Genomic DNA, 12,671 nt, shown 5'->3' with positions numbered 1-12,671 from the left:
TCAGCGCTTGCCGTAGCGGTCGAGTTCGAAGAAGAAGTCGCCGACCTCGTGCAGTTCGCCGCGGCGGCGCAGTTCGTCCAGGACGTGCTTGCCGACCGCGAGGTCGAGCACGCCGAGGCCGAACGGCGAGAACACCAGCGGCCGGCCGGCGTCCAGGGCGAGTGCCCCGGACATCACGTCGAAGAGGGTGCCGTCGAGGAAGTCGCGCCCGCCGGTGGCCTGTTCGGCCAGGTGCACCGAGGTGTTGGCCTTCAGGCAATGCTCGACGTCGTCGACCACGTTGGCCGACGCGAGGATCACCTCGGTGGACAGGTCGCGCAGGGAAACGTTCAGCACCAGCGGGTTGTGGCCGAACCAGGCCGGATCGTGCACGTGCGGTTCACCGGCGACGGTGGCGAACACGATCAGGTCGCTGCCGCGGATCAGTTCCTCCGCGCTCCCGCGCACCGCGATCCCGCTCGCGCCGGTGCTCTCCAGGTAGCCCTGGAACCCGGCGGCGTGTTCGGCGGAGAGGTCGAAGACCGCGGTCTCGTCGAAGTCCCAGCCGGTGCCGATCAGGAACCGGTGCACGTACCGCGCGATGAGCCCGGTGCCGACGAACCCGAGCCGCCGCGGTCGTTCGCCGCGCCGGCTGAGCCAGCCGGCCGCCAGCGCCGCCGACGCCGCGGTGCGGCTGGCGCTGATGATCGAGCTTTCCATGCAGGCCAGCGGGTAGCCGGTCGCCTGGTCGTTGAGGATCAGCACGGCCGACGCGCGCGGCAGCCCGGTGCGGACGTTCTCCGGGAAGCTGGAGATCCACTTGACGCCGTCCACCGCGACCTCCCCGCCGACCGAGGCGGGCAGCGCGATGATGCGCGCGGACGGCCGGTCCGGGAACCGGAGGAAGTAGGAGGGCGGGTTCACGGTCGCCTGCTGCCCGTGCAGCCGGTAGGTCGCTTCGATCAGTTCGACGAGTTGTTTCTCGGCGCCGTCGAGCACCTGGTGCACCTGGGCTCCGGACACGACGGCGAACTCCGGAACGCTAGCGGTTTCGGTCACAGAACTTCCTTAGTCTTCGGCTGGGCGGAAAACGGGTGCTCAGTCCTGCTGCAGGACGGCCAGCGCGCGTTCGACCCGCGCGTCGATCCGGTCGACCTCGGCGACCGAATCCCCGATGAGCACGCCGTAGAGGCGGCCGGCGAACGGGGCTCCGTCCGCGGTCTGCGCACCGGCGTTGACGGTGGCGAAGTTGTTCACCAGCAGGCCGCTGCCCGCGCCGTCGAACAGCAGGTCGCCGAGCACGTCGCGGACCCGGTCGAAGCCGACGCTGGCGCCGAGCCGCAGCGAGTAGTGCCGGGCCATCGCGGTCTCGCCCGCGGTGACGAAGCGTTCCTGGATCGGCACCTGATAGGTGGACATGTTGTTGCGGGCGTTGATTTCCAGCACCGGGAAGACGCCGCCGTCCGGTTCGACGATCGCGTCCACCCCCACGACGCCGTAGTAGCCGTCGGCGGCGAGCTGCCCGCCGAGCGCCTGAGCCGCAGACTGGATGATCTCGATCTGCTTCTCGTCCAGCCGAGGCGGGATCCGGTGTCCTTTGTGGACGCCGTGCTCGGTGATGAGCTCCTTGACGAAGTCGAAGTGCACCGAACCGTCGCGGCTCACGGTGAACTGGTAGTTGAGGTCGGCGCGCTTGTCGACCCACTCCTCGACGACGAACGCGATCCGGTCCCGGCCCTTGCGCCGCGCGGTCGCGGAGATCATCCGGCGCAACCGGTCGAGCCTGCGTTCGTCGGAGACCACCGAGATCCCCTTGCCGGACACCCCGAACGCCTCCTTGACGACAACCCGCCGTCCGGTGGCGAGCACCGAGGCCGCCTCGGCGACGGCCTCGTCGAGCAGGTCGAGCGTGTCGCACGCCCACCCATTCGGCTGCCGCAATCCGAGCTGCGTCGCGATGCGCCGGCTGTAGATCTTGCTGTTCACCGCCTTGCACCGAGCCGCGTCGGGCGCGGCCAGCGGCAACCCGGTCGCGGTGGACAGGTCTTCCTCCACCGCCGAGACGCCGTGCGCGAGCAGATGCGCTTCGTCGGTGCGCAGCGCGGAAAGCGCGGCGATCAGCCACGGATCGTGCAGGGCGTCCTGGCTGACCGTGCGCGCCGGGTCCGGGTCCGTGATGACGTGGATCTGCGGCAGGTCGAGGCCGAGCCCTTCCAGATAGCCGCGGTAGCCGGGATCGGGCGCGTGCTTGAGCACCACGTGGTCCCGCTTTCCGCCCAGCAGCAATGCGAACTCGTCCATGCTGTTCACGACCGCCATGCCGCCCGGGGCGGACACCCTGGGCAGCCCCTGCTCGTCGACCGCCCACTGCTCCTCGACCTCGAAGTTGCCGACGAACACCAGCGGGCGCTCGGCCGAGCCCAGAACCGCGGTCTTGAGCCGCGGGATGAAACCGTTGTCGGCGCTCATGACGTCCTTTCGCCAGCGCACGGGTAGGACGCGGCACGCGCTGCCTGCGCTGCCGCGGGGGAGGACCGGTTAGACGACGAAGCCGCCGTCGACTTCGAAAACGCTGCCGGTGATGTAGGAGGCGCGTTCGGAAACCAGGAAAGACACCAGGTCCGCGACCTCTTCCGGCTTGCCGAAGCGGCGCAGCGGAACAGCCTTCAGCATTTTCTCGCGGGTCGCGTCGCTCAGCTTGCCGAGCATGTCGGTCTCGATCAGGCCCGGCGCGACGGAGTTGACGCGCACCCCGTACCGGCCGACCTCCTTGGCCAGCGCCTTCGTGAAACCGAGCACGCCGCTCTTGGCCGCGGAGTAGTTGGTCTGCGTCGGATTGCCGTGCACGCCGGACACCGAGGACAGCGTCACCACGCTTCCGGCGCGGCGTTTGATCATCCGGAACACGGCGGGACGGCACGCGTGGAAGACGCCGTCGAGGTTCGTGCGCAGGACGCTCGACCAGTCCGGCTCGGACATCAGCGCGAGCGAACCATCCCGGGTGATCCCCGCCGACGTGACCAGCGCGTCCGGCGCGCCGAACCCGTCGGCCGTGCGCTCCACCCACGCCGTGACCGCCTCGCCGTCGGCGACGTCGACCTGGCTGGCCTCGACCCGGACGCCCAGGTCAAGGACTTCCTTGACGAGGACGTCCGCCGCGGTTCGGTTGCTGTGATAGCAAAAGGCGACGTCGAACCCGTCCTGGGCGAGGCGGAGCACGACTGCCCGGCCGATCCCTCGAGAGCCGCCGGTGACGAGCGCGGTTTTGCTCATCGCGCACCGCCGAGCTGCAGCAGCGCGCAGGCCACCGAACCGTCGTCGTCGCAGGCGGTGACGACGATGTGGTCCTGCTCGCCGTGGTCAGCGCCGTCAGCGATGCTGAGCACCGAAGCCAAGCCGAAGAGCGCCGTCGCCGCCGAGGTGTCGCCGATGAGATCCACCGGCGGCACGCGGTCCGTCACTTCGTCGCCGAACAACTGCCGCAGCGTCGCGTCCTCAGGGCGATCCGACCCAGCGGGGAAGCCGCTGCCAATCGCCGCCCACACCCGTTCTGCCGCGACGCCAGACCGTTTCAGCAGCGAGGACACGGTGGCGTGCAAGGTTCCGGCGAGATCCCCGTCGAGGCAGATCCGCGAGTCGATGCCAGTCAACGTCGCCAGCACGTTGCGCGGATCGGCCGAATCCGCCGGTTCCAGCAGGAACATCGCGCAGCCTTCGCCGAGCGTCGCCGCTCCGCCGCGCCGGTGGTGTTCAAGCCAAGACCGCGCATCTGAATGCTCCTCGGCGGCACCGCACAGTACCTGCGCCGCACGTTCGGTCATCAGCAACCGCCGGGCGTAGTTCAACGCCTGCAACCCAGTGGTGCGACCAGCGGCGATCGTCGCGTTGGGGCCCTTGAGCCCGTGCCAGATCGCGGCCTGCCCGGCCGCGCAGTTCATCACCGTGCCGGGAACGGCGGCGGGTTCGACGTGGTCGGGCTGCTCGCCGGTGATCGACGCGCGGGTGAAGTCCATCATGCTCTGCGCGCTGCCGGTCGTGGTGCCGAGCACGAAACCAATGTGTTCGCGGTCGCCGTCCGGATCCAGGTCCATGTCGGCGAGCAGCTGCTGCGCCGCCGCCACGGTGAGCCCGCTGACCCGGTTCATCGCCCGGGTCTTCTTGCGGCCGAACATCTCGCGCACGTCGAAACTGGGCACGACGGCCGCCGGATCACCTTGTGCACCGCGGTCAACGGTCGGCTCGCGCCGGGAGCGAACGCCGTCGGCGAACGCTTCCCGGCCGTAGCCGAAGGGGGAAATGGCCGTCCAGGCCGAGATGACCGGACGGCGCCGGGCTGGTGCGGTCACCGCGCGGTCTCCTTTCGGGGCTGCCGCTCGTACCGGCCGAGCAGGACCACGGCGTTGTTGCCGCCGAAGGCCCAGCCGTTGTTTTGCACGATGTCGAGGTCGGCGTCGACGGATTCGTTGGGCACGCAGTCCACCGGGCAGTCCGGGTCGGTGTCGCGGTGGTTGATGGTGGGCGGGATGAACTGCTCGGTGAGCGCGATCGAACAGCCGATCGCGGCCAGTGCGCTCGCCGCGCCCATCGAGTGCCCCAGCATGGACTTCATCGACACGGTCCGCGGCGGCTTCGGCCCGAAGAGGTCGCGGATCGCGGCGGATTCGGTCATGTCGTTGGCCTTGGTGCCGGTGCCGTGCGCGGAGATCAGGTCGATCTCGCCGGGCTTGACCCCGGCGTCGGCCAGCGCCAGTTCCATGCAGCGGGCGATCCCGGCCTGATGCGGCGCCACCGGATGGTGCGCGTCGCAGGACATGCCGTACCCCAGCACTTCCGCGTAGATCCGGGCGCCGCGGGCGAGCGCGGAGTCCAGGCTCTCCAGCAGCAGGATGCCCGCGCCCTCGCCGGTGAGGATGCCCATCCGGTTGCGGTCGAAGGGACGGCAGCAGTCCGGGGCGATGCTGCGCAACCGGTAGAACGAGGTGAACGTCTTGCGGCACAGCGCGTCCGCGCCGCCGCAGAGGGCGAACTCGGCGTCCCCGCACCGGATCGCGTCGAGCGAGTTGCCGATGGCGTAGTTGCCCGCCGAACACGCCGTCGCGATGGTCCCGGTCTCGACGTCGGTCAGTTCCAGCTCGCGCGCGATCGACGTGGCGAGCCGGCCCGCGGAGGTGCGGCGCACCAGTCGCGGGTCGAGACCGGCCAGCCCGGCGGAGAGTTCCTGCCCCACCAGCCCGTCGAGTTCGTGCGCCTCGCCGTCGGTGCTGCCCACCGAGACGAGCGTCCGCGCGGCGCGCAGGGTTTCCAGCGGCAGCCCCGAATCCTCGACGGCGAGGCGCGCGGCGGCGGTGGAGAACCGGCTCGCCCGGCCGAGGTCGCCGGGGTCGAGCGTGCGGATCCACTGGGCGGGCTCGAAGTCGGTGACCTCGCAGCCGTTGTCGTGGGCGAACCCGGTGGTGTCGAACACCGAGATCGGCCGGACGTTGCTGCGCCCGGCGCGCAGCGCGGAGGTGAACTCCCGTACCCCGATGCCGATGCTGGACACGACGCCGCATCCGGTGATGACGACCCGGCGTCCGATGCTCGTCGACATGGTCTCTACCAGCTCGCGGATTCCGACACGACCTCGTACACCGCGCGCAGGTTGGTCATCCTGGCGAACTGGGCCTGGTCGATCGTGACGCCGAACTTCTTCTCCAGCGCGGCCAGCACGTCCATCAGCGACAGCGAATCCGCCTCGTGGTCGTCGGCGAAGTCGCTGGTTTCGGTGAGCTCGGCGTCGTCGAGCTCGAGGTGCGTGCAGACGATCTCGCGGATCTGCTGCATGCGTTCGGAGACGGCTGTCGTCATGGGGGCACTCCCGATAGTCAGGGACCGGTTCTGGGATCGGCCCGAAACTAGCGGCGAGCGGTGACACCCTTCTGACCTCGTTCTGACAGAACCCTGACGCGCCCGGTTCGTCGGCGCGCTGTCAGCAGCCGGTCATCGGGGACTGCCATGCTCACGATCGTGAACGACGGCTCAGTCGAGGACCCGGTCCTGCATCAGAATGGACTGGTACAACCGCCGCAGCCCCGGCCCAGGCTCCAGCCCGAGTTCGGCGCTCAGCCACTGCCGGGTGCTGTGGAAGACCGAGACCGCTTCGCCCTGCCTGCCGTCGCGATAGAGCGAGATCATCAAGTACTCGCTGAGCCGCTCACGCGCTGGGTTCTCGGCGACGAGCTGTTTCAGGTCATGGGAAAGCCCGTGATGTTCCCCGACCTGCAACCGCGCGGAGATCAGGTCCTCCTGCACGGTCAGCCGATGCTCGTTGAGCTGCTCGGCGGCCATCCGGCAGCGAGTGCAATCGGCCACGTCGAGCAACGCCGGCCCGCGCCAGAGCCGCAACGCCTGCTCGAACACCGTGATGGCGGCGCGCGGATCCTGCCCGAGCAAGCTCGCGCCGCGCTGCGCCAGAGCGGAGAACCGATGCGCGTCGACCGCCTCGGCGGGCACGGTCATCAGATAACCGCTGCTGACCGTGCGGACCACCTCGCGCTCGCCGGTCACGTTGAACACGAGCTTCCGCAACCGGGCGATGTTGGCCTGCAACGCGTTGCGCACGTTGGAGACCGGTTTGTCGGCCCACAGCTCGTCCGCGAGCGTGTCCAGGGACAACGGCACCCCCGGCGACAAGGCCAGCAACGCGAGCACGGTCCGCACCTTTCGCGACGCGACTCCGTGCCTCCGGCCGGCTTGCCGGAGCGTCACCGATCCCAATAGCTCAATTTCCATATCTACCCCTGAGGAAAAATAGCCCGTCTCAAGTGACCCCACGCACCGAGCTGTCGGCCGAGCCGAGCATGTCAGAACTTGAAAAGACGGTCTACCTCCGATTGGGGTAATGAGTTGGCGTCATGTTCGACAGTTTCGGGCTCCGAATAGGAAGGCCCCTCCCGATTTACCGCCCCTGACCTCCCGATGGTGGTGCTGGCACCAGTCAGGACAGTGGTGGTACCTCCCCCAAGGGGCCCTTCTCGGGCGAATACCTTGTCGTACTCGCCGGTACGGTGTTGAATCAATTAACGCCACCCGGGCGCCACTGCTTATTTCGGCGGGCGCGGAGTTGCAATTGCAGTAACGGGCAATGTTTCTGCCCGTTGCCGCCGAATCGGATAATGGTTATTTATTAGCGATCTGGCGACGGAGGGTGTTTCCATTGTTCCCGTGGGTTGCGGTGGCATTCGGCATCGTGAACGCCCCGCCTCTCGGCTGCTGGGAACAAATCCGCCTTGTGTGCCAGAAGTCCATTGCGTGCGGCCCGTGCAATACTCGTGCCCTTTTGTTACCGGGCTGAGCCGGAGGCCGGAGCTGCGCCAACGGCTTCCCGTGCGCGCGACCCGTCCGGGCGGGGGACTTCCGTCGTTCTCGGGAAAGCTTCCGGGGCTATGACGAGGAGGCCCGGCAAGATCCGGCACTTTCGAGGCGCGCGGAACTCCTCTTCCCGGCTGACGGCAGCAGTGAACGCAAACCTCCGTTTTCGCCCCTTCCTCACATTGGCCTAGACCATTAGTGTGTCGCCCCCGCCGCGACGCGACATCCGCCGACTCTCGTTTTCGCGCCCGCGGACGCCGTCTCCCGCATCTCGGCCGGAACCCTCGACCGCCTCGCCCCGGGCCGTACCTCCGTGCCCAGTGGTCTGGTCCGGCAGCGTCCGGGAACAAACCCGGCCGGGTGGCGGCACCCGCTTCGTTTTGGGCGACTCCGGCCGAGCCGCCCGAAAGTTTCCTTCTGACACTCCGTGGCGTGATTTCCGACCGCCGCGCCTTCGCCCGCAGCCGTTGTCTCCGGGAACGAAAACCGCCCGGTCCGCACTCGCGTGCTTGACCGAGCGGACTTCCTGGCAGTTCCGCCTCGGACGGGCGGCCGTAGAAGGTCTCAACGAAGCAGATGGAGGGACTGGACCAGTTGTCGGCGAAGCAAGGTGTCCAATGTCGGGGACTCAAGCCGGGTGACCTCGGCCCGCTGACCGTCCACAAAGGACACTAACGGCACCGGAATGCCCGATTTGTCGCCATGTAGCCGTGCCTTGAAGTCCGTGAAGGGCTCCTTGAGGGAATCAGATTCCCTCGAGGAGCCCTTCACGGACCACAACCCGGCCCCCGGGGCCAACCGGACCACAACCCGGCCCCCGGGGCCAACCGGACCACAACCCGGCCCCCGGGGCCAACCGGACCACAACCCGGCCCCCGGGGCCAACCGGACCGAACCCGCCGAGCCGGGAAAACACGCCAGCAGCGCGTCCACGTCACAGCCTTAAGTTCCCGACATGGGAGTCTGGGGCAGCGAAGGGACCCTCGCAGACGCCTGGCCCCAATGTCAGGGGCTTAAGGCGGCGCTGCGGGTGCGGTTTGCCCAGGTCGAAGGACCCGGGCGGGGCCAAACGTCCGTGAGGGGAACCCTGAGGGACTCAGAGTCCCTCAGGGTTCCCCTCACGGAGTTCAGCAAGCGGTCACATACTCATCAATCAGGCATTCCGGCGAGCACCGAAGTCCTTTATGGACGGTCGGCGGACGCGGGCCGCGCAGCTTAGGTCCCTGGCAATTGACGCCTGGCCCCGCCAAGGTCCGCCCGGCCCGGCGGCCCCGGAACTCAGCGGCTGTCCGGCCCGCTCAGCACGACCGCGGTCTGGAAGCCGCCGAATCCGCTGCCCACGCTGAGCACGACGTCGGTGCGGTGTTCGCGGGCCACCAGCGGCACGTAGTCGAGCCCGAGGTCCGGGTCCGGTTCTTTCAGGTTGGCGGTCGGCGGCACCACCTGGTTGTCGATCGCCAGCGCGCAGGCGGCGAGCTCCAGCGCGCCGATCGAGCCGAGCGAGTGCCCGATCATCGATTTGATCGAGCTGATCGGGACGTCGAACGCGTGCGCTCCCAGGCTCCGCTTGAACGCCGCCGTCTCGTGCCGGTCGTTCTGTTTGGTCGCCGAACCGTGCGCGTTCACGTAGTCGATCTCGCCCGGGTCCCGTTTCGCGTACCGGAGCGCGGCGTTGATCGCCTCGGACAGCTCCCGGCCGTTCGGCTTGAGCCCGGTCATGTGGAACGCGTTGGTGCGATTGGCGAAACCGTCGATGATCCCGTAGATCTTCGCCCCGCGGGCCCGCGCCGTGGCTTCGCTCTCCAAGGTGAGGATCGCCGCGCCTTCGCCGAGCACGAAACCGTCCCGGCGGACGTCGAACGGCCGCGAAGCGTGCTCCGGGTCGTCCAGGTTCGGGGTGGTGGCCCGGATCGCGTCGAACGAGGCCAAGGTGATCGGCGAGATCGGCGCCTCGGTGGCACCGGCGAAGACCACGTCGGCCTCGCCTCGTTCGATCATCATCGCGCCGTTCCACACCGCGTCCAGTCCGGAGGTGCATCCGGTGGAGACCACCGACGAAGGCCCCTCGGCCCCCACCGCCCAGGCGACTTCGACCGCGAGCGTGCTCGGCACCATGTAGCCGTACAGATGGGGCACCGCGTACTCGTGGTCGAGCAGCCATTCCTTGCCGTCGTCGGACAGCACCCGGTACTCGTTCTCCAGCCCGACGGTGCAGCCGACCGCGCTGCCGACGACGACGCCGACCCGTTCCGGCGGGATCGCGCCCTCCTCGAACCCGCTGTCGCGCATGGCTTCCCCGGCGCAGACGACCGCGAACTGGGCGGCCCGGTCCATCCGGCGCACCTCGCGCGGGGTCAGCCCGTTCGCCAGCGGGTCGAAGTCGACCTCGGCGGCGACCTGGGACCGGAACGGGGCCGGGTCGAAGTGGGTGATCCGCCGGGTGGCCGTCCGGCCCTCGCTGAGCAGGTCCCAGTAGGCCGCGGCGCCGATCGCGCCCGGCGCCACCACGCCGATCCCGGTGACCGCCGCCTTCCGGCTCATCGGGGCCCGCCGACCGCTGGCTGGGATTCGTGCGGCGCGGGCGGTTCCTCGGTGTCCACGTGGCCCAATTCCGGGCGGGGCGCGAGCGGGGACAGGTGGAAGACGTAGTGCGCCTGCTCGGTCCCGTCGTTCACCAGCCGGTGCCGGGCGCCGATCGGCACCAGCAGCGAATCGCCTTCGGCCAGCGGGATCGGCTCGCCGTCGAGGTAGAGCGTCCCGGAACCGCGCACGAGGTGCAGGAATTCCTCGGAGTGCGGGTGGTAGTGCTCGGACACGTACTCGCCGGGCTCGAGCCACAGCACCCCGCCGAAGCCGGACGTGCTCGCGACCGTGCGCGGACTCAGCGTGACCCGCATTTCGCCGCCGCGGCGGCGATTCGCGGCGACCTCGCGGTAGTGCACCTTGCGGCCGGTCTCGTTCACTGTTCCCTCCCGTTCTCCGCCGACCAGACGTAGAACGGCCGGGCCATGGCGTCTTTCGGCTCTTTCCAGTTCGGGTCGTACGGCGACACCAGCGGCAGCAGCTTGGTGTGGATGTCCTGGTACTGGGCTCCCGGCCGGGCCCGGTACAGCCGGGGGGCGATGTCCTCGTCGGCCTCGACGAGGTGGAAATACAGGTCGTGGAAGCTGAACAGGGTCCGGCGGGAGACGCCGACCTCGTGCGGCAACCCGCTGGCGTCCGATTCCTCGAACACCTCCGCGATCCGGCCGGGGTCGGGTGTCTCGAGTCGCGCCACGATCAGGGTCCGGTGCACGGCGTCCTCCTAGGAACGACCTCGAAAGGGGAATGCCCCGATCTGACACACCGGGGCTGGAATCCGGCTCGAACGCGGCTCACCAGCCGATCAGCCGGTCGCCCCTGCGGAAGGTGCCGGTCGGTCCGCTGTCGGGCAGCGTGACCGCGTCGGCGACGGCGATCGCGGACTCCTCGGCGGTCCGGGTCGCCGACGGCATCATCCGGGTCTTGGTCTGCCCGGGGTTGACCGCGTTCACCAGCACGCCGGTGCCCTCGGTGTGCGCGGCGAGCATCTGGGTCAGGCCGTTGAGCGCGGCTTTGGAGACCGAGTAGGCCGGGCAGCCGATGAACAGGCCGGCGGTGAAGGAACCGGTCGCGCTGGAGACGAACACCAGGCGGCCCCAGCCCCGGTCGATCATCGCGGGGAGGAACGCCTGCGCGACCCGCCAGGAGCCGAGGAGGTTGACCGCCATCGTGCGCTCGACCAGCTCCGGCTCGACGGTCAGCGGATCGGCCCCGGTGTCGAGCAGCACGCCGGCGTTGGACACCAGAACGTCCACTTCGGGCAGTGCGCGCGCGGCGGCGGTCACCGACGCGGGGTCGGTGACGTCCAGCGCGACGTGCCGCACCGATCGGCCGAGCCCGGCCGCGGCTTCGCGGGCCCGTGCCCCGTCCCGGGCGCTGACGACGACCTCGAAGCCCCGGCTGTGCAGTTCGGCGGCGACCGCCCGGCCCAGACCCCGGTTCGCACCGGTGACCAATGCGGTGCGGACCCTCGGGCCGCGTTCGGGCTGGACAGTGCCTGCGGCGTTCATGAGCACTCCGGATGCGTCGGCGGAACGGACGCGTCCGATGCTGGAGCCGGCGGCTGGACCGCGGATCGGACCGCGGTCGAAGCGCGGCCCGCCGGGTCACGCGTCGGCGGCGGCCCCGTTCAGCTGCGCGGCGTCCAGTTGCACGAGCGTCCGGCGCAGCCAGTCGATCTCGGCGGTGGCCATGGCCCGCTGATAGTCGGTGTCGACCAGGTGGATCGGGTCGACCGGGTCGGCGAAATCGGCGAGCCGTCCGGTGACCTCGGCCTCGAACTCGGCCAGGTTCCGCTCGCAGGCCTCGAGCCGCTCGCTCAGCGCGGCGATCGCGTCCGGCCGGGAGATCGAGGCGATGAACGCCAGCGCGGCCGGGAATTCGGGGTACTCCACCGCGGGCGTGCGCAGCATGTCCCGCACCCATTCCTGGGACAGCTTGACGCCGCTCTCGGTGGTGCGGAAAACGGTGCGCTCCGGGCGGTTCTCGTGTTTGGCCGTCTCGTGGACGACGATCAGCCCGTGCCGCTCCAGCCGGCGCATCGTCTGGTAGATCGCGTTGCGCTGGCTGACGTTGATGACGCGGTCTTTCTCCCATTCGAGAATCCGCTGCCGCAGCCCGTAGGGATGTTTGGGCTCGACCGCGAGCAGGAGCAGGACGGCCATCGCCAGCGGAGACCGGCGGACGGCCGCCGAGTCTGCCTCGTCGTTCGCGTGTGCGGTCACCCCGGTAATTATAGTCATAACAGAAACATCACAACGGGGCCCGGAGTTCCGGACAGTCCCCGTCCGACGTCGCTCGAGCCTCTCTCCAGGCGCATGTCACACGGTGTGCGCACACCGTGCCGGAGAGATGCGAGGAGACGCGATGCCTTTCGCCGCGATCAGCTACGACGTCAAGAACGGCCACGAGGACGAACTCGTCGAGGTGTTCGCGGATTTCCGCCGTCCGGACACGTCGACCGTGCCGCCCGCGGCCGCCGACGGCACGCCCAGCCGCATCCTGAGCACCGCGGTGTTCATCCGCGACGGGCTGCTGGTGCGGTTCATCGAGTACGAGGGCGACCTCGCCGCGATCGCGAGGTTCATGGCCGCCCAGCCGGGCGTGCGCGAGGTCGAACGCAAGCTCAAGCCGTACTTGCGGACGCCGCGGGACACCGACACCGAAGAGGGTTTCGTGCGCACGTTCACGGCCAGCCTCCTGCGCAGTGTCACCCAGCTCTCCCTGCCCCGGTCCGGCTCGCCTTCGTGACCCGCCCCGGC

General features: G+C 69.3%; 13 protein-coding genes. 1 reads left to right on the top strand and 12 read right to left on the bottom strand.

Going from position 1 to position 12,671, the window contains the following annotated elements; translation table 11 throughout:
* From sbnB to ABZX37_RS19305, 12 genes are all read right to left on the bottom strand, one after another.
* Window positions 1-1,038 (bottom strand): 2,3-diaminopropionate biosynthesis protein SbnB, encoded by a 1,038-nt coding sequence (sbnB, locus tag ABZX37_RS19360; protein ID WP_354741241.1) that lies wholly within the window; start codon window positions 1,036-1,038, stop codon window positions 1-3.
* 39 nt (window positions 1,039-1,077) lie between these two features.
* Entirely contained in the window at window positions 1,078-2,448 is a 1,371-nt protein-coding gene (locus tag ABZX37_RS19355; protein ID WP_354741239.1) for an ATP-grasp domain-containing protein, read from the bottom strand.
* A gap of 69 nt (window positions 2,449-2,517) precedes the next feature.
* Entirely contained in the window at window positions 2,518-3,252 is a 735-nt protein-coding gene (locus ABZX37_RS19350) for an SDR family NAD(P)-dependent oxidoreductase (RefSeq protein WP_354741237.1), read from the bottom strand.
* A complete protein-coding gene (locus ABZX37_RS19345) occupies window positions 3,249-4,325 on the bottom strand; it encodes a beta-ketoacyl synthase N-terminal-like domain-containing protein (RefSeq protein WP_354741235.1) in 1,077 nt (358 codons plus the stop codon). Before ABZX37_RS19345 ends, ABZX37_RS19350 begins: the two co-directional genes overlap by 4 nt.
* Window positions 4,322-5,569 (bottom strand): beta-ketoacyl-[acyl-carrier-protein] synthase family protein, encoded by a 1,248-nt coding sequence (locus tag ABZX37_RS19340; RefSeq protein ID WP_354741233.1) that lies wholly within the window; start codon window positions 5,567-5,569, stop codon window positions 4,322-4,324. The genes ABZX37_RS19345 and ABZX37_RS19340 overlap by 4 nt, the downstream gene beginning before the upstream one ends.
* A gap of 5 nt (window positions 5,570-5,574) precedes the next feature.
* Entirely contained in the window at window positions 5,575-5,826 is a 252-nt protein-coding gene (locus tag ABZX37_RS19335; RefSeq protein ID WP_037812007.1) for an acyl carrier protein, read from the bottom strand.
* Between the two features lie 171 nt (window positions 5,827-5,997).
* Window positions 5,998-6,750, bottom strand: a complete 753-nt coding sequence (locus ABZX37_RS19330) for an AfsR/SARP family transcriptional regulator (protein WP_354741231.1) — start codon at window positions 6,748-6,750, stop codon at window positions 5,998-6,000.
* A 1,857-nt stretch (window positions 6,751-8,607) separates the two neighbouring features.
* Window positions 8,608-9,870 (bottom strand): beta-ketoacyl-[acyl-carrier-protein] synthase family protein, encoded by a 1,263-nt coding sequence (locus tag ABZX37_RS19325; protein WP_354741229.1) that lies wholly within the window; start codon window positions 9,868-9,870, stop codon window positions 8,608-8,610.
* Entirely contained in the window at window positions 9,867-10,226 is a 360-nt protein-coding gene (locus tag ABZX37_RS19320) for a cupin domain-containing protein (protein ID WP_354741466.1), read from the bottom strand. Before ABZX37_RS19320 ends, ABZX37_RS19325 begins: the two co-directional genes overlap by 4 nt.
* A 62-nt stretch (window positions 10,227-10,288) precedes the next feature.
* Window positions 10,289-10,624, bottom strand: a complete 336-nt coding sequence (locus tag ABZX37_RS19315) for a TcmI family type II polyketide cyclase (protein ID WP_354741227.1) — start codon at window positions 10,622-10,624, stop codon at window positions 10,289-10,291.
* A gap of 79 nt (window positions 10,625-10,703) precedes the next feature.
* On the bottom strand, window positions 10,704-11,420 hold the full coding sequence (locus ABZX37_RS19310) for an SDR family NAD(P)-dependent oxidoreductase (protein WP_354741225.1): 717 nt from the start codon (window positions 11,418-11,420) through the stop codon (window positions 10,704-10,706).
* 96 nt (window positions 11,421-11,516) lie between these two features.
* Entirely contained in the window at window positions 11,517-12,134 is a 618-nt protein-coding gene (locus ABZX37_RS19305; protein ID WP_354741223.1) for a PadR family transcriptional regulator, read from the bottom strand.
* A 142-nt stretch (window positions 12,135-12,276) separates the two neighbouring features.
* Between ABZX37_RS19305 and ABZX37_RS19300 the strand changes: the two genes are divergently transcribed.
* Window positions 12,277-12,660, top strand: a complete 384-nt coding sequence (locus ABZX37_RS19300) for a SchA/CurD-like domain-containing protein (protein WP_354741221.1) — start codon at window positions 12,277-12,279, stop codon at window positions 12,658-12,660.
* Window positions 12,661-12,671 lie beyond the last annotated feature (11 nt).

The sequence above is a fragment of the Amycolatopsis sp. NPDC004079 genome, from assembly GCF_040610415.1.
Lineage (GTDB): Bacteria > Actinomycetota > Actinomycetes > Mycobacteriales > Pseudonocardiaceae > Amycolatopsis > Amycolatopsis halotolerans.
This window is presented reverse-complemented; position numbering and strand designations above follow the sequence as displayed.